The organism is Massilia aurea (assembly GCF_040790145.1).
GTDB lineage: Bacteria > Pseudomonadota > Gammaproteobacteria > Burkholderiales > Burkholderiaceae_D > Telluria > Telluria aurea_C.
On the sequence record NZ_JBFMMP010000011.1, the window covers coordinates 69445 to 94102 of the forward strand.

General features: G+C 64.0%; 15 protein-coding genes. 2 read left to right on the top strand and 13 right to left on the bottom strand.

Annotated features, from left to right (window positions below):
- Positions 1-109: 109 nt before the first annotated feature.
- From infB to AB2N08_RS15770, 10 genes are all read right to left on the bottom strand, one after another.
- Positions 110-2965 (bottom strand): translation initiation factor IF-2, encoded by a 2856-nt coding sequence (infB, locus tag AB2N08_RS15725; protein ID WP_367611606.1) that lies wholly within the window; start codon positions 2963-2965, stop codon positions 110-112.
- 44 nt (positions 2966-3009) lie between these two features.
- The gene (nusA, locus tag AB2N08_RS15730) at positions 3010-4575 is read right to left on the bottom strand and encodes a transcription termination factor NusA (protein WP_367611608.1); all 1566 of its coding nucleotides are present in this window, start codon (positions 4573-4575) and stop codon (positions 3010-3012) included.
- Entirely contained in the window at positions 4572-5060 is a 489-nt protein-coding gene (gene rimP, locus AB2N08_RS15735; RefSeq protein WP_367611609.1) for a ribosome maturation factor RimP, read from the bottom strand. Before rimP ends, nusA begins: the two co-directional genes overlap by 4 nt.
- Positions 5061-5307: 247 nt before the next feature.
- Positions 5308-7371: a 23S rRNA pseudouridine(2605) synthase RluB gene (gene rluB / locus AB2N08_RS15740; protein WP_367611610.1), complete on the bottom strand. Its 2064-nt coding sequence runs from the start codon at positions 7369-7371 to the stop codon at positions 5308-5310.
- On the bottom strand, positions 7358-8092 hold the full coding sequence (scpB, locus tag AB2N08_RS15745) for an SMC-Scp complex subunit ScpB (protein WP_367611612.1): 735 nt from the start codon (positions 8090-8092) through the stop codon (positions 7358-7360). Before scpB ends, rluB begins: the two co-directional genes overlap by 14 nt.
- A gap of 418 nt (positions 8093-8510) precedes the next feature.
- Positions 8511-9506, bottom strand: coding sequence for a glucokinase (locus AB2N08_RS15750; RefSeq protein ID WP_367611614.1), 996 nt, complete (start codon positions 9504-9506; stop codon positions 8511-8513).
- Positions 9507-9693: 187 nt separating this feature from the next.
- Positions 9694-10638 carry a VTT domain-containing protein gene (locus tag AB2N08_RS15755; RefSeq protein ID WP_367611615.1) on the bottom strand — a complete coding sequence of 315 codons (945 nt, stop codon included), beginning with the start codon at positions 10636-10638 and terminating at the stop codon, positions 9694-9696.
- A 109-nt stretch (positions 10639-10747) separates the two neighbouring features.
- Complete coding sequence (locus AB2N08_RS15760) at positions 10748-12439, bottom strand: ABC transporter ATP-binding protein (protein WP_367611616.1); 1692 nt, start codon at positions 12437-12439, stop codon at positions 10748-10750.
- Positions 12436-13455, bottom strand: a complete 1020-nt coding sequence (locus tag AB2N08_RS15765; protein WP_367611617.1) for an ABC transporter permease — start codon at positions 13453-13455, stop codon at positions 12436-12438. Before AB2N08_RS15765 ends, AB2N08_RS15760 begins: the two co-directional genes overlap by 4 nt.
- Complete coding sequence (locus AB2N08_RS15770) at positions 13455-14390, bottom strand: ABC transporter permease (protein WP_367611618.1); 936 nt, start codon at positions 14388-14390, stop codon at positions 13455-13457. Before AB2N08_RS15770 ends, AB2N08_RS15765 begins: the two co-directional genes overlap by 1 nt.
- A gap of 582 nt (positions 14391-14972) precedes the next feature.
- Here AB2N08_RS15770 and AB2N08_RS15775 point away from each other — a divergent pair.
- Positions 14973-17831, top strand: coding sequence for a TonB-dependent receptor domain-containing protein (locus tag AB2N08_RS15775; RefSeq protein ID WP_367611619.1), 2859 nt, complete (start codon positions 14973-14975; stop codon positions 17829-17831).
- Positions 17832-17906: 75 nt separating this feature from the next.
- On the opposite strand, the gene aroG is transcribed toward AB2N08_RS15775, so the two are convergent.
- Positions 17907-18965 carry a 3-deoxy-7-phosphoheptulonate synthase AroG gene (gene aroG, locus AB2N08_RS15780; RefSeq protein WP_367611620.1) on the bottom strand — a complete coding sequence of 353 codons (1059 nt, stop codon included), beginning with the start codon at positions 18963-18965 and terminating at the stop codon, positions 17907-17909.
- Positions 18966-19357: 392 nt separating this feature from the next.
- Between aroG and AB2N08_RS15785 the strand changes: the two genes are divergently transcribed.
- Entirely contained in the window at positions 19358-22240 is a 2883-nt protein-coding gene (locus AB2N08_RS15785; protein ID WP_367611621.1) for a TonB-dependent receptor, read from the top strand.
- 59 nt (positions 22241-22299) lie between these two features.
- Here the strand turns inward: AB2N08_RS15785 and tldD are convergent, their stop codons facing one another.
- Both tldD and AB2N08_RS15795 read right to left on the bottom strand, forming a co-directional pair.
- Positions 22300-23760 (bottom strand): metalloprotease TldD, encoded by a 1461-nt coding sequence (gene tldD / locus AB2N08_RS15790; RefSeq protein WP_367611622.1) that lies wholly within the window; start codon positions 23758-23760, stop codon positions 22300-22302.
- A 99-nt stretch (positions 23761-23859) separates the two neighbouring features.
- Positions 23860-24657, bottom strand: coding sequence for a carbon-nitrogen hydrolase family protein (locus tag AB2N08_RS15795; protein ID WP_367611623.1), 798 nt, complete (start codon positions 24655-24657; stop codon positions 23860-23862).
- Position 24658: the final 1 nt, after the last annotated feature.

Consider the following 24658-nt stretch of genomic DNA (forward strand, 5'->3'; position numbering starts at 1 on the left):
ATGGTGTGCAGGCCAATACTCACGTCAAGGCCGGCAGCGAAAAAAGGGCCAGGCCCTTCGCGACGTTGCCGCGAAGCGTCCTGGCCCCCATGTTACGCCAACGTGTCGCTTACAGCGTACGTGCCACTTCGGTGACTTCGAACACTTCCAGGACGTCGCCGACCTGGATTTCGTTCTGGCCCTTGAGCGACAGGCCGCACTCGAGACCGGCGCGCACTTCTTTGGCGTCGTCCTTGAAGCGCTTGAGCGAATCGATCTCGCCAGTCCACAGCACGATGTTGTTGCGCAGCAGACGAACCGACGACGAACGCTTGACCACACCATCGGTGACCAGGCAACCGGCAATCGCGCCGACTTTCGAGACCAGGATGACCTGGCGAATCTCGACCTGACCGGTGATGGTCTCGCGCTTTTCTGGCGCCAGCATGCCCGACAGTGCGGTACGGACTTCGTCGATCGCATCGTAAATGATGCTGTAGTAACGAATGTCCACGCCGTTCGACTCGGCCAGCTTGCGCGCCTGGGCATCGGCACGGGCGTTGAAGCCGATGATGACTGCCTTCGACGCGGTTGCCAGGTTGACGTCCGACTCGGTGATGCCGCCGACCGCTGCGTGCACGATCTGGACCCGCACTTCCGAGGTCGACAGCTTCTGCAGCGAACCGACCAGTGCCTCTTGCGAACCCTGCACATCGGTCTTGACGATGAGCGGCAGGTTCTTGACTTCGCCTTCGGCCATTTGCTCGAACATGTTCTCGAGCTTCGCGGCTTGCTGCTTGGCCAGCTTGACGTCACGGAACTTACCTTGACGGAACAGGGCGATTTCACGCGCCTTGCGCTCGTCGGCCATGACCATGACTTCTTCGCCGGCGGTTGGCACTTCGGTCAGGCCCTGGATTTCCACTGGGATCGATGGACCGGCCGAGGTGATCGTCTTGCCGTTTTCGTCCAGCATGGCACGAACACGACCGAACGAGGAACCAGCCAGCACGACGTCGCCGCGCTTCAGGGTACCCGACTGCACCAGGATCGTCGCGACCGGGCCACGGCCCTTGTCCAGACGGGCTTCGACCACCAGGCCACGGGCCGGGGCTTCGGTCGGTGCTTTCAGTTCCAGCACTTCGGCCTGCAGCAGCACTTGCTCGAGCAGATCGTCGATACCGGTACCGATCTTTGCCGACACCGGCACGAATGGCGATTCGCCACCGTATTCTTCAGGCACGACGCCTTCGGCAACCAGTTCTTGCGTGACGCGGTCGGTGTTCGAACCCGGCTTGTCGATCTTGTTGATCGCCACGACCAGCGGCACACCAGCGGCTTTTGCGTGAGCAATTGCCTCTTTGGTTTGCGGCATCACGCCATCGTCCGCCGCCACCACCAGGATGACGATGTCGGTGGCCTTGGCGCCGCGGGCACGCATGGCGGTGAACGCCTCGTGACCCGGGGTATCAAGGAAGGTGATCATGCCGCGCGGGGTATCCACGTGGTATGCACCGATGTGCTGGGTAATACCACCGGCTTCGCCAGAGGCCACTTTTGCGCGACGGATGTAATCGAGCAGCGACGTTTTACCATGGTCGACGTGACCCATGACGGTGACCACCGGTGCGCGCGCGGTCGATTCGAACTCGGCGTGCTCGCCCTGGTCGGCCAGCAGTGCCTCGGGATCGTCCTCGGCGGCAGCGAAGGCTTTATGGCCCATCTCTTCCACCAGGATCATCGCGGTCTCTTGATCAAGCACCTGGTTCATCGTGCACATCTGGCCCAGCTTCATCAGTTGCTTGATGACTTCGGATGCCTTGATGGCCATCTTGTGCGCCAGTTCGGCCACGGTGATGGTTTCTGGCACGTGCACATCGCGCACGATCGCCTCGGTCGGCGCCTGGAAATTGGTTTCGCGGTCATCATGACCACGACGACCGCCACGGCCGCCACCAGCACGCCAGCCGTCACGGCCGCCAGTGCTGCTGCCCGCGCCGCCGCGCGTTTTCACGCTCGGGCCGCCACGTTTCTTGGCATCGTCCGACCAGGTCGACGACACATTGGCCGACTTGATCGACTTCTTGTCGCCTGGCTTCTTGGCGTCGTCTTTCTTGGCTTCGCCCGGCTTCTTGTCGGCAGGCTTGTGCAGCGTGCCGGCAGGAACTGCTGGTGCGACCGGCTTCGGTGCTGGCTCAGGCGCCTTGATCACACGGCGCGGCTGGCTCATCATCAGCTTGATCTGGGCCACTTCATCGGCCACGGCCTTGCGTGCGCGCTCGGTGGCGGCAACGCGTTCGGCCGCTTCCTTGCTCGCCGCTTCATTGCGGGCCTTGACTTCTTCAGCGGCGCGCTTGGCGGACTCGTCGGCCACACCGGCGGCGGCTTCCTTGGCGCCGGCAGCGGCTTCCTTGGCAGCACCGGCGGCGACGGCAGCGGCAGCCGATTTCTCGGCGGCGTCGCGCTTGGCTTGTTCAGCCGCATCGCGCTTGGCCTGCTCTTGCGCAGCCTGGGCTTGCGCCTTTTCTTCGGCTTCGAGTTTGATCAGGCGCTCTTGTTTCTCGCGCAGATCAGCCTCTTGACGGGCGATCGCTTCGTTCTGGCGCGCTGCTTCCTCTTCGCGACGTGCTTGTTCAGCAGCGTCGACGACCGGCTCTTCAGGTGCTTTGGTCGTGACCAGGTCGTCGCGCTGCACGAAGGTGCGCTTCTTGCGGACTTCGACCTGGATGGTGCGCGATTTGCCCGACGAATCAGCTTGCTTGATTTCGCTGGTTTCCTTGCGCGTGACCGTGATCTTCTTCTTTTCACCGGTGTCGGCGGCGCCGTGGGTACGACGCAGATGGTTCAGCAGCTTGTCCTTATCATCTTTCGACAACGGATCTGACGTCGAACTTTTTTCGACGCCGGCCGAGCGCAGCTGCGTCAGCAGCAGGTCTGCAGGCATCTTCAGCTCGGTGGCAAATTGGGCTACGTTGTTACTCGCCATTCAGTCCTCTTTTCTATGTGTCGCGACAGATGATAAAGATTTGCTCAAGCTTTGGCCGTTTCAGCCAGGCTCCAGGCTTTCGCCTGCAGTGCTTTCGCCCGGTCGTCGTACTTGCCATCGACCAGCTTCATCTCGTCGTCGGTCACATCATTAAATTCACTCTTGATCAGGTCGCGGGCACGTTCCGACGGCAGCGCCAGGATGGCGCCAAACTCGTCATAGGCCAGTGCCGCGAATGCTTCGACCGTCTTGATACCAGCCAGGCCAAGCTTGCCGGCAACGGTACGGTCCATGCCTTCCAGATTGACCAGAGCTTCTTCCATGCCTTCGAGGCCTTCTTCGGAAGCGATCGCCTCGGTAACCAGCGCATCGCGTGCACGGGTACGGAGTTCGTTGACGGTGTCTTCGTCGAACGATTCAATTTCCAGCATTTCGGAAATTGGGACATACGCGATTTCTTCCAGGCTCGAGAAGCCTTCTTCCACCAGGATGTCGGCCACTTCCTGGTCGACGTCCAGTTTTTGCATGAACAGCACGCGAATCGCGGCTGACTCTTGCTCCACCTTGTTGGCCGATTCCTCGGCCGTCATGATGTTGATCTTCCAGCCGGTCAGCTCGGACGCCAGGCGCACGTTCTGGCCCGAACGGCCGATCGCGATGGCCAGGTTTTCTTCGTCCACGACGACATCCATCGCGTGCTTTTCTTCATCGACCATGATCGACGAAACATTGGCCGGGGCCAGTGCACCGATGACGAACTGCGCCGGATCATCCGACCACAGCACGATGTCGACGCGCTCGCCGCCCAGTTCGCCAGTAACGGCCTGGACGCGCGAACCGCGCATGCCGACGCAGGTGCCGATCGGGTCGATACGCTTGTCGGCGGTGAACACGGCGATCTTGGCGCGCACGCCGGCATCGCGGGCAGCCGATTTAATCTGCAGCAGGCCCTGCTCGATCTCTGGCACTTCGAGTTCGAACAATTTCATGATGAAGTCAGGCGCGGTACGCGACAGGATCACCTGCGGGCCACGCATATTGCGGTCCACACGCAGGATGAATGCACGCACGCGGTCGCCAATACGCAGGTTCTCTTTCGGGATCATCTGGTCGCGCGGGAGGCGCGCTTCGATCTTGCCCGATTCGACGATCGCGTCGCCGCGTTCCATGCGCTTGATGGTGCCGGTGACGAGCGAATCGCCACGTTCCAGGAAGTCTTGCAGGATCTGTTCGCGTTCGGCATCGCGCACGCGCTGCAGCACGACCTGCTTGGTGTCCTGGGCGAAGCGGCGACCGAAATCGACCGATTCGATCGGCTCTTCGATGTATTCGTCGACTTCGATGTCCGAGATCTGCTCTTTGGCTTCAAAGTGCAGGATCTCTTGATCAGGCAACTGCAGGCCGGCTTCGTCGGGAACGACGTGCCAGCGGCGGAAAGTCTCGAATTCGCCGGTGTCGCGATCGATTGACACGCGAATGTCGACTTCGCCCTCATAGCGCTTCTTCGTGGCCTGTGCCAGCGCGAACTCGAGCGCTCCGAAAACGACTTCCTTGTCGACGTTCTTTTCGCGCGCAAGCGCATCCACCAGTAACAAAATTTCGCGACTCATGCTTTGCGACTCCTAAAATCCACCTGCGGCACCAAACGTGCCTTATCCAATTCGGCCAGCGTAAATTCCATCAACGCCGGACCATCTTTACTGTCAAATTCCAAGCCAACCTTGTCGTTCTCGACGCCGCGCAGGATACCGGTGAATGTCTTGCGGTTATCACTGCCCGGCACCGCGACACGCAGCTTGACCGTGCACTCATGGCCGGCAAAGCGCGCGAAATCGGCGAGGGTTCGTACCGGGCGATCGAGGCCCGGCGACGAAATTTCGAGTCGTTCGTAATCGACGTTTTCCACGGTGAAGACGTGCGACAGCTGGTGACTCACCTTGGCGCAATCTTCCACCGTGATCGGGCCCTTTTCGTCCGCGTCGGCAGCCGGAAAATCGATATACACACGCAGGATCCCGCGCTCGCCTCGTTCCACATCGACGAGTTCATAGCCGAGACCACCCACGGTCGTGGCGATTAAGTCAAACTGCTGCACGGCACTTCTCCAGGGCTTCTAAAACGATTTACCAAAAAAAAAATGGGCATCTGCCCATCTTTTTGTACTTGCAACCCAACCAAATATGACGCTTACACCGGATGCACGCTGAACAACACGTTGGGAAGGTCTTCGATTAGGCTGCAAATTATACTGCTTTTCGGCGTGCCTCGCAATCGTCACGCCGAAATGAACGGCTATACAACAGTTGGCAGGCTGCCATCGACAGCCGCCAAAAGATGCAGCATCAGCCGCGGCGACCGCGACGCGGCACCGCATGCTCGGCGCCACCGCGCGGCCCCTGGCCACCGCCGCCACCGCCGCGACGTGCGCCGCCACCGGTGTTGGCAAAGCCGAACGTGGTCTGCAACGGATCGGGCTGGCGTGGACGGCTGCTGCCGCCGGCGCCAGCGCCCTTGCCGCCCTGCCCGCCACCGCCGAAGCCGGCGCCGCGCCCCTTGCCGCCGCCCTGGCCACCCGGCCGGCCACCGACTGGCTTGCCGCCAGGCACTGGACCATTCAGGATGCCCTGGCCGCGGGTGCTGCCCACGCGCGCCACTTGCGGACCGAACGGATCGACGTTGCGGTTGGCATCGGCGCGGTCGATGCGGTTGCCATCGCTGCGGTCGCTGCCACGGTCGTCGTCACGCTCGGCACTGCGCACGTTGCCGCGCTCGGGGCCACGGCCGTTGCTACGCTCATTTCCGCGCTCATTGCCACGCTCATTTCCACGCTCACCGTCACGCGCGCCGTTCGGACGCGGACCCTTGCCCGGCTTGCCGCCCGACTTGCCGTTTTTCTCCGGCGCCGCTTTTTTCTCGACACCGAAGGCCGTCATCAGCGAACGGACATCGTTTTCTTCGAACTCTTCCCAGCGCCCGCGCTTGAGGCCGCTTGGCAGGGTCATCGCGCCGTAACGGGTACGGATCAGGCGCGAGACGGTCAGGCCGACCGCCTCGAACATGCGGCGCACTTCACGGTTGCGGCCTTCTCCGATGACCACGCGGTACCAGCGGTTGATGCCTTCGCCGCCGCCGTTCTGGATCTTCGAGAATGCCGCCTTGCCGTCGTCGAGGTCGACGCCGGCCAGCAGTTTCTGGCGCATGCCTTCCTCGAGCTCGCCCAGCGTACGCACCGCGTATTCACGGTCGATATTGTAGCGCGGGTGCATCAGACGGTTGGCCAGGTCACCCGACGTGGTAAACAGCAGCAGACCTTCGGTATTGAAGTCGAGGCGCCCGACGGCCAGCCACTTGCCGGCCTTCATCGACGGCAGGCGATCGAACACCGATGGACGGCCTTCCGGATCGTCGTGGCTAACGATTTCGCCGGCCGGCTTGTGGTACACCAGCACGCGCGGCGGCTTGCTGCTCACGCGGCGCTGGATCAGCTTGCCATTGATGCGCACGGCATCGGTCGGCAGGATGCGCTGGCCGATGTGGGCCGGCTCGCCATTGACCGACACGCGGCCGGCGACGATCAGGTCTTCCATGTCGCGACGCGAACCCAGGCCCGCTTCGGCCAGCACCTTGTGCAGCTTCGGCGCGTCGTCGTCGGCGGTCAGGTCGCGGCGCACGGCCTTGACCGGCGCATTGCGGCGCGCGCCGTCGTTGGCGTCGAAATCGTCCGAGGTGACGAACGAGAACACATTGTCGGCCTCGTCCATCGGCTGTTGCCTGCCGCCCGGCTTGCCCGGCTTGCCGTTGCGGCCGATCTGCTTGACCGGCTGGCCCTGGCGACCGGCGCCCTGCACCGGACGGTTGCTCTGCTGGTTGCGCATGCCCGGCTTTTGCTGGCCACGGCCGCGGCCTTGCGGCGCGCCGTCGACGGCAGCAGCGGCGGCAGCGTTCTCGGCAGGCGCGTCGCCCGCTGGCGCGGTGGCTTCAGCGACCGCCGGGGCCGCCAATTGTTCCAGCGCTTCGCGTTCGGCGCGCTTTTCGCGCATCTGGCGCGGACCGCGTGGCTTCGGCGCCGGTGCAACGTCGGCGCCCTCGGCGGCCGGCGCTGCCGCCATTTCTTCCTTGGCAGCCTGCACTTCCTTGGCGGCCTTCATGGCGCGCGGCTTGCGCACCTTGGCGACCGGCGCCTCGGCGGCCGGCTCGGCAGCAACGGGGGCGTCGGCAGTGACCTCGGCAGCAACGGCGACCTTGCGGGTACGCTTCGGCTTGGCCGTCGCTTCGGCGGCAGGTGCGGCGGACTCGGCAGCAGCGGCTTCGGCCGCGATCACGGCCTTGGTGCGGCGCTTCGGCTTGGCAACGGCGGTATCGGCTGCGTCGACAGGCTTGTTTTCGGTAGGTTCAGTTGGGTTCATCATTCGTATCTTTATTGTGCTGACCCGCCTCGGCAATTCCGTCGTCTGTCAGGTCTTGTATCGACACTTCAATCGGTGAAGTGTTCAGTTGTGGGACGGACGCGCCGGCGTCCGCCTTCTCAAAATTGTCGTTCAGTGCCGCTTCCAATACTTCAAGGCTACGTGCATCGGGCCCATCGGCGATCGCCTGCAGCGGCGGCAGTTGCGACAGCGACGCCAGGCCCAGGTCATCGAGGAACTGGCGCGTGGTGCCCAGCAGCGCCGGGCGCCCTACTACCTCGCGGTGACCGAGAACATCGATCCAGCCGCGGTCTTCCAGCATCTTGATCGTCTGCGAATTGACCGCCACGCCACGAATTTCTTCGATGTCGCCGCGCGTAACCGGCTGGCGATAGGCAATGATGGCCAGCGTTTCCAGCGTCGCCCGCGAATACTTCGGCGGCTTCTCGGGCGAGAGCCGGTCGAGATACGGCTTCATGTCGGGCCGGCTCTGGAAGCGCCAGCCCGAGGCCAGGCTGACGATCTCGATCCCGCGCCCGTCCCAGTCGTGGCGCAGTTCTTCCAGCAAAATCTTGATCGTGTCGGCGCCAACGCCGGCGCCATGGCTGCGACCGCTTGCATCGACCTCGGCGAACAGCTTCTTCATGCCGTGGATCGACATGGGCTCGCGGGCGCACAGCAATGCGGTTTCGAGGACGCGCTTGGCCTCGTCAGTATTCATAGTGCGATGTCGTCAATCCACAAACAATAGCGGTAGCAGAAACAGAACCCGCGCAACAGGGACAGGAAACACGACCAACGTCGGGCAACCATGCAAGGCGCCATGCGGCGCGTGTGCGGCGACCCTGCTGTTCTCGCGATCTGCTACCTGACACTGGAATCCGTGGGTCCGGGGCTGAAGCGCCGGACAGTCTATTACACGACGGGCAAGGAACCCGCCGAGGGCAACCTGCCTCTGGGTGTTGATGCTCGTTGCGAAACGCGGCGCATCGACGCACTCGCCATGTTCGGGAGGCGCCGGGGAGCGGCCTGTGCGGCACGCGGGCGGACGACGACGTTTCTTGCAACTGGCGGCCATTGTAACCGATAAAACCGCGCAGCGGACAAGGGACAATCCGTGCGCGTGGGGCCGATTGGCGTCAGTCTGACAGTTTTTCCGACAAAATCGCCGACACGCCAACAAATGCCGGGTACTCGGCAGTGATGACATAGGTCGGCACGGCCGTCAGGTAATGGACAAAACGGCCTTTTTGCTCGAAGCGGCGACGGAACGACGAACGGTCGAAACGCGCGCCCAGGCGCGGCACGATGCCGCCACCTATATAAATACCGCCTTGGGCGCCAAGCGTGACGGCCAGGTTGCCGGCCACGGTGCCGAGCATGCCGCAGAATGCTTCGAGCACGGCGTCGCACAGCGGGCATTCACCCGACAGCGCGCGGCGCGAGATTTCAGCGGCGCTCAGGCGTTCATCCGGGCTGCCGGCGCGATCGGCCAGCGCGCGATAGATCAGCTCGACACCGGCGCCGGACAGGAAGCGCTCGAACGAGACATGGTCGTATTCGCGCCAGGCAAATTGCAGGATGGCGACCTCGGCGTCGTTGATTGGCGCGAAGCTGACATGCCCGCCTTCGCTGCGCAACGCCGTCCAGGAATTGGCGCACGGGATCAGGCCCGAGACGCCCAGGCCGGTGCCGGCGCCAATCAGGCCCAGCGCCGTGTCCGGTTGCGGCACGCCGCCACCGACCTGGCGCTTTTGCTCGCCCAGGTGCGGCAGCGAACGGGCCAGCGCCGAAAAGTCATTGACCACCAGCAGAATCTCGAAGCCGCATTCGACCCGCAAGGCCTCGGTGGAAAATTCCCAGTGGTGGTTGGTCATGCGCACATAGTCGCCCGTGACCGGGTTGGCAATGGCCAGCGCCGCATGGTGGATCGGGTTGCCGGTCAGCGCCTTGACCGCAGGGCTGGCAAGATAGGTGCGCATCGCATCGCCCAGCGTCGGGTAGGCGGCGCACGGCAGGATCTCGATGCCGTCGAGGCGGCCCGGACCCAGTTCCAGCGCAAAACGGCAATTGGTGCCGCCGATATCGGCCAGCAGGCGGGGGCCGGCGGCATGCAGGCGGGAGGTCTCGGTCATTGACATGGATGCGGTCATTGCAGGCACAGTGAAGGCGAAGCCGCAAGCTTACTAAATACTTTGCCTTCAAGACAAGAACTATCTGTAGTTTAGGTACAGAAACCGCACTGTGTCAGGGCTCACTCACTTTTGTTCGCCAAAAAACAAGTAGCTGTACTACTTGAGTGCCATCAACCGTTGGGGCCGATCAGCACGGCGCCGGATCGAGCGCGGGCGCCCCGCCATTGTGCGCGTTCCACGCGTCAAGCCCGCCCTTGAGCGGCCGCGCGCGGTGAAAACCGTTGACCACGAACTGGTGCGCGACCTGGGCGGCCGTGACGTCGTTGGGGCAACTGCAATATACGACAATATGGCGGTCGCGGTCGAGTGTCGCCATCAGCTGCTCGGGCTGGCAAGCGCGGAACACGAGCGCACCGGGAATGGCCGCCTCCATCGCCTGCGCACTGAGGCTGCGCGCATCGATGATCACCGGCGCGTCGCCGCTGTCGATCAGCGCCAGCAATTCGGCCATCTCGATGCGCTCCACGGCGCTGCGCGAGCGGTGCCGACGCCGCTCGGCGTACTTGAAGGCGATGAACAGGCCCAGCACGCTGGCCACGACGATCAGCGCCGTGCTGCCCATCGTCGATAGCGTATCGAGCACGTCGTCGACGCTGGCATGGAACCACGCGCCGAGCAGGATGCCGGTGCCGCTCCAGAGCGCCGCGCCCGTGACGGCGTACAGCAGGAACGGGCGTGCGGCCACGCCCATCGCCCCCGACAGCGGCGCGGCGATGGTATTGAAGCCGGGGACGAACTTGGATACCAGCAGCGACTTGACGCCGAACTTGCTGAAGCGGTCTTCGGTCTGGTTGACGCACGAATCGGGGGACAGCGAAATCTTGCACAGCAGGCGCAGGATGCGCTTGCCATAGAAGCGACCGGCACGGAACCAGAACACGTCGCAGATCAGGCAGGCGCCGATGGCGGCCAGCCATACGAGCTGCCAGCTGACGTCGGACTCGACCGACAGCGCGCCGGCCACGATCAGGATCGGGTAGGCGGGAATGGGCAGGCCAAACTGCTCGACAAGAACGATGCCGAACACGATCAGCACGCCATAGACTTGAATGAGTTCGACTAACTGGGGCATCTGCCTAGTGTACGTGAATCGGGATCAGGGCACAGGAATGTGTCCTGGTTCCGCCAGCGCATTTGGCATTTCTGCAACGGTTCTTTCGGGGGATTGACGAAAAGCGCGCTCACAGAGTGCGCGGGATCGCCGCCAGCAGCGAGCGCGTGTACGGATGCTGCGGATTGCGGTACAGCGTATCCGAATCGGCCACTTCCACCACGGCGCCGTTGTGCATCACCATCACTTGGTCGGCGATGTACTTCACCACCGACAGGTCGTGCGAGATGAAGATATAACTCAGGCCGAATTCGTCCTGCAAATCCTGCAGCAGGTTGAGCACTTGCGCCTGCACCGACACGTCCAGCGCCGAGACCGATTCGTCACAGACCAGGATCTCGGGCTTCATCGTCAGACAACGCGCAATGGCGATGCGCTGGCGCTGCCCACCAGAAAATTCATGCGGATAGCGCCCGTACGCCGCGTCCGGCAAGCCCACCCGCCCCAGCAAGGCGCGCGCCAGCGCGGCGCGCTCGGCATCGCTCGCACCGATGCCATGGATGCGCATCGGTTCCAGCAAAATCTGGCCGACCGTGAAACGCGGATTGAGCGAGGCATACGGGTTCTGGAAAATGATCTGGATGCGCCGCTTGTAGGGCTGAAACTCGCGCTCGCTCATCGCCACCAGGTCGCGTCCCTCGAACAGCGCCGAGCCGCCCGTCGCGCGGTGCAGCCGCAGCAGCGTCAGGCCCACCGTCGTCTTGCCCGAGCCCGATTCGCCGACCACGCCCAGCGTCTTGCCGCGCGCCAGCGTGAACGACACATCTTTCACCGCCTTGAATTCGCGCTTGCCGAACAGGCCATCGCGCGACCAGAAACTCTTGGCCAGGTTCTTCACCACCAGCAGCGGCGCATCGTCGACCTGTGTCCCGCGCACCCGCTGCGGCAATTGCTCGCCAGTGAGCACCCGGCCTTCGAGGACATCGTCGATCACCGGCAGGCGCAGCGGGCGCGCATCGGGCGACGGCCGGCAATGCAGCAGCGCCCGTGTGTAAGCGTCGCGCGGCGCGCCGAACACTTGCCCGGCCGCGCCCTCCTCGCGCACCTCGCCGTGACGCATCACGATCACGCGGTCGGCGATCTCGGCCACCAGGCCCAGGTCGTGCGTGATGAACAGCACCGCCATGCGGCGCTCGCGTTGCAGGCGCGCGATCAGGTCCATGATCTGCTTCTGGATCGTCACGTCCAGCGCCGTGGTCGGCTCGTCGGCGATCAACAGCCTGGGCTCGCAGGCAATCGCCATCGCGATCATCACGCGCTGCTGCTGGCCGCCGGACATCTGACCGGGATAAGCGTCGATCTTTTGCTGCGGATCGGGAATGCCCACCTCGGCCAGCAACTCGAGCGTGCGGGCCCGCGCCGCGCGCTTGCTCATGCCCATGTGCTGGCGCAGCACTTCACCGATCTGGAAACCCACCGTGAACACGGGATTGAGCGACGACATCGGCTCCTGGAAGATCATCGCGATGTCCTTGCCGCACAAGGCGCGCCGCTCGGCCAGCGGCAGACCGAGCAGCTCGCGGCCGGCAAATGCGATGCGCGAGGCAGGATCGATGAGCGTGGTTTCCGGCGGCAGCAGCCCCATCACGGCCAGTGAACTGACCGACTTGCCGCTACCCGATTCACCGACCAGCGCCACCGTGCTGTTGTCCGGCACGTCGAACGACACGCCTTTCAGGGCCTCGCTCGTGCGGTGCTTGTCGACCCGAAACGCGATGCGCAGATCGCGCACGCTGAGTAAAGGCGTCATTTGCTGGGTCATTTGATCTTGGGGTCGAGCGCGTCGCGCAAGGCGTCGGCGAACAGCGAAAAACTGGTGACGAGCACCGCCATGGCGCCGGCCGCGGCCGCCAATTGCCACCACTTGCCGAGGATGAGTTCATTCTGCGCCTCGTTGAGCATGCTGCCCCACGAGACCGTGCCCACCGGCACGCCAAAGCCCAGGAAAGACAGGATCACTTCGGCCTTGATGAAGCCGACGACCAGGATGGACATCTGCACCAGCGCCACGTGTGAGACATTCGGCAAGATATGCCCGAACATGCGCTGCCAGTTCGAGGCGCCGATGGCGTTGGCCGCCATCACGTATTCGCGCGCGCTGTGCTTGATGTATTCGGCGCGCATCAGGCGAAACGGTCCCGTCCAGCCAGTCAGGCCCAGAATGAGCACAATGGTCGCTACGCCCTTTTGCTGCAGAACGGCGGCCACGGTCAGGATCATCAAAATCGACGGAATCGACGTGAAAATGCTGTAGAACCAGTTGAAGAGATCATCGACCCAGCCGCCGAAAAACCCCGCCACCGCGCCGAACAGCGTGCCCAGCGTCACGGCCAGCAGGGCCGCTACCAGACCCACGACGATCGACGTTTCGCCGCCCTTGATCGTTTTCTTGATGATGTCGTGGCCCCATTTATCGGCGCCAAACGGCAGCGTCGTACGCTTCTCGACCGGCGGATGCGTGGCCGCCACCTGCGCCTGCAGCGCCGCCAGATCGGCCGCGAGCGGATCGAAGGCGTTCGGCGGCGTGGCGCGCGGCAGTTGCGCTTGCGCCAGTGCGCGCGCCGTCGCATCGGCGCCCACAAAGCCTGGCGGCGCGTAATTGACCGCGACCTCGTCTTCCCAATCGGCCGCCACCAGACCGGTACCGGACAGCAGTACCAGCAGCAAAAACCCTGCCACGACGGCCAGCGCCGCCATCGCCACGCGGTCGGCACGCAGGCGGCGCCAGGCCAGCGTCCAGAGACCGGCCGAATCGAAGGACGTTGGCATCGTCGTCATCAGAATTGCACGCGTGGATCAACGGCGCGGTAGAGCAGGTCGGCCAGCAGGTTGAACACCATCGTCGCCGCCGCCACGTACACGGTGATCGCCTTGATCACCGGAAAATCGCTGCGCTCGACGGCAAGAATGACTTCACGCCCGATACCGGGGATGCCGAAGAAACGCTCGAGCAGAAACGCCCCGATGAGCAGCGCCGGCAGGTTCGCCATCACGTGCGTGATGATGGGAATGGCGGCGTTGCGCAGCACGTGCACCCAGACGATGCGGGGTTCACTGAGCCCCTTGGCGCGCGCGGTGCGTACATAGTCCTGCCCCACTTCGTCGAGCACGAAGCTGCGGTACAGGCGCAGTGTGGGCGCAATCGAGACCGCCAGGCCGATGATGATCGGCAGCAGCGCAAAATGTAGCAAATTCTCCACCAGGCTGCTGCCCCAGCCCTGCACCGGAAACAGGCCAAGTTGATAGGCGAACACGTACTGGAACACCGAGATATACACCAGGATCGAGATCGACATGCCCACCGTGCACGCCACCATCACGGCGCGGTCGGTCAGCGAGCCGCGAACAAAAGCAATACCCAGCGCCAGCGCGATGCCGAACAACACTTCGAGCACTGTCAGCGGAATCAGCACCGTGAGCGACGGACCCAGGCGGCTGGCGATGATGTGCGCCACCGGCTCACCCGTGCTCCAGGCATTGCCGAAGTCGAACGTGAGGATTTGCTGCACGAAGATCCACAGCTGCACTGGATACGGCTGGTCGGTACCCAGCTGGCGCCGGATATTCTCGATGGCGTTCGCGTCGGCCATCTTGCCGGCCAACAGATAGGCCGGATCGCCGCCGACCCAGTTGAACAGCAAGAACACCAGCAGCACGACGCCGGCCATGGTGGGCAGCATCTGCCACAGGCGCCGGACGATATAAGCAACCATGAAACTCCCGAACCGGAACCAGGCACATGCGCCATTTCCCGCGAAATCCGCAGCGTCGATGAAGGCGTTGCGAACTCGACACCATAGCGCATATCGGCGCGTGCCGACAGATGCGCAATGTCATGCGGCGATAGATATGGGTTATCCGATGTACGTACGTTTGTGACGCGAGATGGCGGCTGCCCGATAATTTTTCAGTATGCACGGTACATACGCGATAACAGCACTACCTGCCAAAATAGCGTCGTTTATCCAAACGAAATGGCCTTCCAAACTATATTTCCCCCATCTTATTCCAGAATATATTTTCCATGACAGTTTAGTGACTAGCATCAAAGCATCCCGGTGTACACACGAAAATTGTCACAGTTGTATTTTTGATTCGTAAAGACTTTGTGCATTGACACCACCTTGTCGGAAATGTTTTTATTGCCAAGTAGTAAAAAAGACGCTGCTATTCGCGGTGGCAATCCAATGAAATAACTGCATGGCGACAACCGCCGGCAGGTCTTACTGGGGAAATTCGACATGATGGTTGAAACAGTTTTATCTCGATCGGTTCGACTGATCTGTGCAGGCGGCATGGTCGTCGCGTTCTCGGCGGCCCACGCCCAGGACACGGCGCCCGCCGCTGCCGAACCTCAGCGCGTGGAAGTGACCGGTTCACGCATCGCTACCGCCAACCTGGAAAGCGTCAGCCCCGTCACCGTCGTGGGCGCCAAGGACATCGCGCTCGAGGGCGTGAAGTCGGTTGAAAGCCTGCTCAACAACCTGCCACAGGTGTTCGCCGACCAGGGCGGTTCGATCTCGAACGGCTCGTCCGGCACGGCCACCGTCAACCTGCGCAACTTCGGCGCCGACCGCACCCTGGTGCTGGTCAACGGCCGCCGCCTGCCAGCCGGCAGCCCACGTAACACCGCAGCCGACTTGAACCAGATTCCAGCGGCGCTGATCAAGCGCGTTGAAGTGCTGACCGGCGGCGCCGGCGCCATCTACGGCTCGGACGCCGTGGCCGGCGTGGTCAACTTCATCATGAACGACACCTTCCAGGGCGTTCAGATCGACAGCAACTACCAGTTCTACAACCACGACCAGAATGGTGGCGCTGCCGCCCAGGCCGCGGAGCGTCGCGGCTATCCGCTGCCGGACGACGTCGGCGCCGATGCCAAGATCAAGGACATCAGCCTGCTGCTCGGCGGTAACTTCGCCGATGGCAAGGGCAATGCCGTGGTCTACATCGGCTACAAGAAGGAAGACCCGGTCCTGCAATCGCAGCGCGACTATTCGTCGTGCTCGCTCGATGGCTTCAGCACGGGCAACACCTTCAACTGCGGCGGTTCCGGCACCAGCTTCCCGGGGCGCTTCCTGACCGACAATGGCGGCTTCACGGTGGCCGATGCCGCCGGCAATGTCCGTCCTTACGTCGCCGCGACCGACCAGTACAACTTCGGCCCGCTGAACTACTACCGTCGTCCGACCGAGCGCTACACGTTCAGCTCGTTCGCGCACTACGACATCAACGACAAGGCGCGCCTATACACCGAGGCCAGCTTCCACGACGACAGCACCGTGGCGCAGATTGCGCCGTCGGGCCTGTTCGGCCAGGATGCATCGGGCACCAATGCCATTCGCTACGAAAATCCGCTGCTGTCGGATGCATGGCGTCGCACGCTGGGCCTGAACGCGCCGGGCGACACCGCCGATCTCCTGATCTTCCGCCGCAACGTCGAAGGCGGCGGTCGCCAGGATGACCAGCGCCACACCTCGTACCGCGGCGTGATCGGTGTCAAGGGCGACCTCGGCCCATGGCGCTACGACGCCTTCCTGCAGGCAGGCAAGGTGCTGTACTCGGAAACCTACCAGAACGACTTCTCCATCGCCCGCAGCTCGCGCGCCCTGGACGTCATCACCGGCGCCAACGGCCAACCGGTCTGCCGCAGCTTCGCCGATGGCACCGACCCGAACTGCGTTCCCTACAATATCTGGAGCCTGGGCGGCGTCACGCCGGAATCGCTGGCCTACCTGCAGACCCCTGGTTTCCAGAAGGGCAGCACCTCGCAGACCGTGCAGGGCATCAACCTGTCGTCCGACCTCGGCGAATACGGCCTGCAAGTGCCGGGCTCGACCGAAGGCGTCGGCATCGCGCTGGGCTGGGAACACCGCACCGAAAAACTCGACCTGGCCACCGACGCGGCATTCTCGACCGGCGACCTGGCCGGCCAGGGCGGCCCGACCCAGGGCGTGAACGGTCAGTTCAGCGTGCGCGACTACTTCGTCGAAACCCGCATCCCGCTGCTGCAGAAGCAGCCGTTCGCCGAGCAGCTGACCCTGACCGGCAGCTACCGCAAATCGGACTACTCGACCGGTCACAAGACCAACTCGTACGGCGTTGGCGCCGAATGGGCGCCGGTGAAAGAAGCGAAGTTCCGCTTCAGCTACCAGCGCGCAGCGCGCGCCGCCAACATCGTCGAGCTGTTCAGCCCAGCCGGCCTCGGCCTGTTCGGCATGTCGAACGACCCATGCGCAGGCGCGACGCCATCGGCTAGCCTGGCACAGTGCCAGCTGACCGGCGTCACCGCCGCCCAGTACGGCACGATCCAGGACAGCCCGGCCCTGCAGTACAACCAGATCGGCGGCGGCAACCCGAACCTGGAACCGGAAACGTCCGACTCGTACACCCTGGGCCTGGTCCTGACCCCGATGCGCGACCTGTCGATGACCATCGATGCGTTCGACATGAAGGTCAAGGACACCATCGGCGGCTTGCCAGCCTCGACCACGTTGACCCAGTGCCTGAACACCGGCAACCCAACCTTCTGCGACCTGATCACGCGTGACCGTCTGGGCACCCTGTGGGCGCTGCCGACCGCACAGGTCGTCGCGACCAACCAAAACCTGGGCATGATGGCGACCAAGGGTATCGACCTTGGCATCAACTACCGCTACAAGATGGGTACCTGGGGCGGCCTGGACCTGTCGCTGATGGGGACTTACCTGAAAGAGTTCAAGCAGGAAGACTTCCCGGGTTCGGGCGAGTACGATTGCGCCGGCTACCACGGTACCTCGTGCGGCACCCCGATGCCAAAATGGCGCCACAAGCTGCGCGCTGTCTGGGCAACCCCGGTGCGTGGCCTGGAAGTGGGCGCCACCTGGCGCTACGTCCGTGGCACCAAGCTCGATCAGTCCAGCGACAATCCGATCCTGGCAGGCGACTTCGAGCCGGCTGACGAGAGCCTGGCCGCACGCAGCTACCTGGATCTGGTCGGTAACTATCGCTTCAACGAGAACTTCACCTTCCGCGTCGGCATGAACAATGCACTGGACAAAGACCCTCCTGTCTCGGGCGTCGTCGCTGCCGTGTTCGGCAACGGCAACACCTACCCACAGGTGTACGATGCACTGGGTCGTCACATCTTCCTGAACCTGACCGCCAAGTTCTAATCCGGCGAGCAGACAGCAAAGCGGCGCACCTCGGTGCGCCGCTTTTTTTATTGCTGCCTGCTCAGGCTTGCTGCTTCACTCCTGCCGCAAGCGGCGCTGGCGCACTGCTTGCGCCAATCCCTCCAGCACCTGCAAGCTGCTGTCCCAATCGATGCAGCCATCGGTCACCGACTGGCCATACGTCAATTCCTTGCCCGGCACCAGATCCTGGCGCCCGGCCACCAGGTGCGACTCGATCATGACGCCCACGATGCGGTCGTCCCCGGCCGCGATCTGCGTGGCGATATCGGCGCACACCGGTATCTGGTTCTCGGGCTTTTTCGAGCTGTTGGCATGCGACGCATCGATCATCAGGCGGCTGGCCAGGCCCAGCGCGGCGATCTGGCGGCAGGCTTCGTCGACGCTGGCGGCGTCATAGTTCGGCGTCTTGCCGCCGCGCAGGATGACGTGGCAATCCTCGTTGCCCGAGGTCGACACGATGGCCGAGTGGCCGCCCTTGGTCACCGATAAAAAGTGGTGCGGCTGCGAGGCGGCCTTGATCGCCTCGGTCGCGATCTTGATATTGCCGTCGGTACCGTTCTTGAAGCCAACCGGGCACGACAGGCCGGACGCCAGCTCGCGGTGCACCTGCGATTCGGTCGTGCGCGCGCCGATCGCGCCCCAGCTGACCAGGTCGGCGATGTATTGCGGGCTGATTACGTCGAGGAACTCGGTGCCGGCCGGCAGACCCATCTCGTTGATGTCGCGCAGCAGCTCACGCGCCATGCGCAGGCCATCGTTGATGCGGAAGCTGTTGTCCATGTACGGGTCGTTGATCAGCCCCTTCCAGCCCACCGTCGTGCGCGGCTTTTCAAAGTAGACCCGCATCACGATCTCGAGTTCACCGGCGAAGCGCCGGCGCTGCTCCACCAGCCGGCGCGCATATTCCAGCGCCGCCTTCGTATCGTGGATCGAGCACGGCCCGATCACTACCATCAGGCGGTCGTCCTGGCCGTGCAGGATGCGGTGCAGGTCGACGCGCGCGCCAGCCGCCGTCTGCTCGGCCGCCGGGGTGACGGGGTACTCGCGGATCAGGTGCGACGGCGGCGTCAGTTCCTTCATTTCACGGATGCGTAGGTCGTCGGTGCGGGGCATGCTGGACTCTCTTTCGTGCTCGGTTGGTTCGGCTTTTTTGTGGCCTGAAAATAAAAAAAACCGCCATTTCTGGCGGTTTGTCTGGATGCTGCCGGGACTTTTTACTGCGCGTACCCGCTGCTGTTCCACCGCCTGAGGCTGGAATGGCTAAAGTAAAAAAAGCGGGTAAAGAAAGCGTGGCGCATGGTGTCGTCCGTATTTGGTCGATTGACTATAGCAACAACCCGCAAAGCTTGGCAAGCCCTTTGTCGGTCGGCTACAGCTTGTACAGACAACAATCGGTTGCGCCAAAAACACGGCTACTCGCGCTGTTGACAGCCACCTTGCGCCCGATCACGCCAGTGAGCCTTGCCAATGCAACAGTCACTCCATTCCAACCAAGGAGTCGATTCATGACTGAAACCCTGCTCTCCCGCTACCTGCGCCGCATCTTTGCGGGCGGCGGCGCTGCCACCGCCACCGCCACTGCCACTGCCAGCCTCATGCTGGCCTTGCCGGCGCCGGTGCTGGCCCAGCAAACTGCAACGGCGTCCATCGCGCGCGTTGAAATCACCGGCTCGAACATCCGCCGCGCCCAGGCCGAAACCGCCTCGAGCGTCCTGACCGTCAACCGCAACGACATCGAGCGCTCCGGCAAGACCACGGTGGCCGAACTGCTGCAGACGCTGGCGGTCGACAACCAGGGCTCGGTGCCGGTCAGCTTCGGCAACGGCTTCGCGGCCGGCGCCTCGGGTATCTCCTTGCGCGGCCTGGGCGCGGCCTCGACCCTGGTGCTGCTCAATGGCCGGCGCATGGCGCCGTACGGCCTGGCCGACGACGGCCAGAAAGTGTTCGCCGACCTCAACGTCATCCCCACCGACGCCGTCGAACGCATCGAGATCCTGAAAGACGGCGCCTCGGCCATTTATGGTTCGGACGCCATCGCCGGCGTGGTCAACATCATCCTGCGCCGCGATTTCAAAGGCAGCAGCGCCCGGGTGCTCGGGGGCACCGGCGTGGCCGGCGACGGCCAGCAGCACAATGTGGCGCTGGCCTGGGGCATGGGCGACCTCGACACCGACCGCTACAACTTCCTGGTCAACGTCGAGTACAAGCACACGCAAGAGATCTGGAACCGCACGCGCGGCAACCGCGACTACATCGGCAAGATCGACCTGCGGCCGTGGGGCTTCTCGGCACAGGAAGGCTTCGGCGGCACCGGCGCCATCACCGGCAACAATGCGGGCGGCAATGCCATCAACGGCAATGTGCGCAACCCCGACACGCTTGATTATTACAACCGCGGCAACCTGGCCGGGCCGGGCTTTACGCGCACCTTCCCCGGCGCGGCTTGCGGTAACTTCACGAATCATCCGCAGGGCGATCCGGGCGGCGGCTGCGTGGTCGATTCAAGCTACCTGTACAACCAGATTCAGCCCGACAGCGAATACGTCGCGCTGTTCAGCCGGGGCACGCTCAAGCTCGCGGGCGACACCGAAGCCTATACCGAACTGAATGTCTACAATAGCCTCAACCAATCGTCGTCGACGCCCAACCCCATCGCCGCCTCGGTCGGCTATCCCGGCGGGCCGGTGAGCAATGCCGGCGTGCAGTTCGGCGCCAACCACCCCGACAACCCGTATTTCGGGCGCGCCGCTCGCCTGCGCTACCTGCCGTTCGACGTCGGCCCGCGCGTCTCGAACATCGAGTCCACCTTCGTGCGCGCCCTGCTCGGCGCGCGTGGCACCAACCTCGGCTGGGATTGGGACAGCTCGCTGCTGTACTCGCGCAGCAAGGTCAACAACGAACGCGCCGGCTACCTGCAGCGCGACGCCACCTTCGCCCTGCTCGACCCGTCGCCGACCAATGTCGCCGCCGCATTTGCCGGCAGCCCGGCCTACCGCGCGCTGCCGGTCGGCACTTACTGGCGCATCGGCGAAAACGCCGGGCTCAATGCCCCGGGCGTGTACGCGGCGCTCGCGCCCACGATCGCCAACGATGCCCATACCGAAATCGCCCAGGTCGACTTCAAGGCCACGCGCGAATTCGGCAAGCTGCCCGGCGGCCCGCTGGGCGTGGCGCTCGGTTTCGAGTTCCGCCACGAATCGGCCGAACTCGAACCCACCGCCGGCACCGAGCGCGGCAACATCATCGGCCTGGGCTACTCGGCCTATGATGGCCAGCGCAACGTCACCGCGCTGTACGGCGAGGTGCTCGCGCCCGTGCTGCCGGGGCTGGAAGTCACGGGCGCGCTGCGCTTCGATGATTTCACCGATGTCGGCCGTGCCTGGACGCCAAAGGCCGGCGTGAAATGGACGCCGGTGCGCCAGTTCGCCCTGCGCGCCACCTGGGCCAAGGGCTTCCGCGCCCCAAGCCCGGCCGAAAACGGCGTGGGCGGCCTGGCTGCGTTCTCGTCGGCCGACGATCCCGCGCGCTGCGCACTGGGCGTGGCCACGGCCTGCAATCCCGGTTCGGTCTCGATCATCACCTCGCCGAACCCGGCCTTGAGCCCGGAACGGTCGCGCAGCTTCAATGTGGGCGCGATCTGGGATCCGCTGCCGCGCACCAGCATTTCGCTCGACGTCTGGCAGATCCGGCGCAAGAACGAGATCAACCAGGAACAGATCGACGCGGCGATTGCCGCCGGGCGCGTGGCGCGCGACATTTCCACCGCCGTGCCGTCGATCCCGGGCGACCCGGGCGCGATCACGGCCGTGCTGGCCAGCTACGTCAATTCGGCCAGCACCAAGGTGCGCGGGGTCGACCTCGACGCGCGCCAGGGGGTCGTGCTGCCGGGCGGCTGGGGCAACCTGACCTTCGACGCCAAGTACACCTTTCTCGACAAATGGGAACGCGAAGAGCAGGACGGCACCACGCGCGACTACGCCGGCACGCATGGCAACTGCGACGTCACCAACTGCGTCGGCACGCCGGACCACAAGGCCAATCTGCGCGCCACATGGGAGCGCAATGCCTGGCGCCTGTCGGCCAACCTGAACTACCGGGGCCGGATCGACAACACGCTGTTCAAGGATGACCCGGACGGCTGCGCGACCCACTTTGCCAACGGCGACGACGCGCCAAGTGGTTGCGAACTGGCCTCGTTCACCACGGTGGACCTGGTGTTTCGGTGGAAGCCGCAGCCGCGCTGGGAAGTGTTCGGCTCGATCCAGAACGCGTTCGACAAGCAAGCGCCGCTCGACCCGCTGACGTACGGGGCGGTGTCGTACAACCCGCTCGATTATTACGGGGCGATCGGGCGCTACTTCACGCTGGGGGCGAAGTATTCGTTCTGAGGATGTGTCGTTTGTGGGGTTGGTGCGGCCGGCGAGGCGGCCGCACCAACCCGACAAGCTCAGGCGGTGCCGCCCACCGTCACGCCATCGATACGCAAGGTCGGCTGTCCAACGCCCACCGGCACGCTCTGGCCTTCCTTGCCGCACACGCCCACGCCCGAATCGAGGCGCATGTCATTGCCAATCATCGAGATGCGGTTCATCACTTCAGGGCCATTGCCGATCAGCGTTGCACCCTTGACCGGGTAGGTCACCTTGCCGTCTTCGATCATGTAGGCCTCGCTGGCCGAAAACACGAACTTGCCGTTCGTGATATCCACCTGGCCACCGCCAAAGTTCACCGCATACAGGCCGTTCTTGACCGACGCCAGGATTTCTTGCGGGTCACGCTCGCCGGCGAGCATATAGGTATTGGTCATGCGCGGCATCGGCAGGTGCGCGAACGATTCGCGGCGCGCGTTGCCCGTCACCGGCATCTTCATCAGGCGTGCATTCATGGTGTCCTGGATATAGCCTTTCAGGATGCCGTCTTCGATCAGCGTCGTGCACTGGGTCGGATTGCCTTCGTCATCCACATTGAGCGAGCCGCGGCGATCCTGCAGCGTGCCGTCGTCGACGATGGTGACGCCCTTGGCCGCCACGCGCTGGCCAATCATGCCGGCATACGATGACGAACCCTTGCGGTTGAAGTCGCCCTCGAGGCCATGGCCGACCGCTTCGTGCAGCAGCACGCCAGGCCAGCCCGGGCCGAGCACGATGGTCATCGGGCCCGCCGGCGCCGGGCGCGCTTCCAGGTTCACGCAGGCTGCTTTCACCGCATCGGTCGCATAGCGGTCGAGCACCTCGTCGGTGAAGTAGCCGTAATCGAAGCGGCCACCGCCACCGGACGAGCCGACTTCGCGCCGGCCGTTCTGCTCGGCAATAACGGTGACCGACACGCGCACCAGCGGCCGAATGTCGGCCGCCAGCACGCCGTCGCTGCGCAGCACCAGCACCACGTCATATTCGCCGGCAAGGCCCGCCATCACCTGCACCACGCGCGGGTCTTTCGCACGCGCCATTTTCTCGACGCGCTCGAGCAGCGTTACCTTGGCCGTCGCATCGAGCGAGGCCAGCGGATCGTTGGGCAGGTACAGCGAACGCCCGCCGCTGTGCTGGGTGCTGCGCGCGATCTTGATGCGCCCGGCGCCCTGGCGCCCGATGGTGCGGGTGGCGGCAGCGGCGTCCAGCAGCGCCTGCTCTGAAATCTCGTCGGAATACGCGAACGCGGTCTTCTCACCCGACACGGCGCGCACGCCCACGCCCTGGTCGATCGAGAAACTGCCGCTCTTGACGATGCCTTCTTCCAGGCTCCAGCCTTCACTCTTGGTGAACTGGAAGTACAGGTCAGCGTAGTCGACCTTGTGCGTGAACATCGTCCCCAGCGCGCGCAGCAGCTTGTCTTCGTCCAGGCCGAACGGCGTCAACAACACGTCACGGGCAACGGCGATGGAGGAAAGGTTCGGTTCAAATGGCGTCATTTGTGGTTGGCTTCATGCGTTCGGTTGGAACGGGCATTGTGCCATATCCGCCCCGTTCGCACCGGCGCACGAGGCGCCATACCCACGGCGCCAGGCAACTCACATCTTGCGATGGCGCAGCGCCGGCAGACTGTCGCGCACGCCCGTCAGGAAGCCTGGGTCGAGCGCGCCCGTGATCACGCCCTCGCCTTCCGGCAACACCGCCTTGACCTCGCCCCACGGGTCGACCAGCATGCTGTGGCCCCAGGTGCGGCGGCCGTTGGCGTGCAGGCCGCCCTGGGCCGCGGCCAGCACATAGCACTGGTTCTCGATGGCGCGCGCCCGCAGCAGCACTTCCCAGTGCGCGCGGCCGGTGGTGTAGGTAAAGGCGGCAGGCACGATGATCAGGGCGCACTCGCCCATCGCGCGGTACAGCTCGGGGAAACGCAGGTCGTAGCACACCGACAGCCCGACGCGGCCGAACGGCGCATCGAACACGCCGACCGACTCGCCCGGCACGATCGTGCGCGCCTCGTCGTACGATTCGGCGCCCTTGTTGAAGCCGAACAGGTGGATCTTGTCATAGCGGCTCATCGACACGCCCTGCGGGTCGTACACGAGCGTGGTGTTGAGCACCTTGCCGGCGCTGGGCGAGACGATCGGCAGCGTGCCGCCCACGAGCCAGATGCCGTGCTCGCGCGCGAGCCCGGCCATGCAATCCTGGATCGGGCCGGCGCCCGGCTCTTCGGCCAGCGCCACCTTGTCGGTATCGCTCATGCCCATGATCGGCCAGTACTCGGGCAAGGCCACGAGCGTGGCGCCCTTGCCGGCAGCCTCGGCCACGAGGCGGCGCACGGTGACCAGGTTGTCTGCAAGCTGCGGGGTGGAAACCATCTGGACGGCGGCTACGGTTGTCATC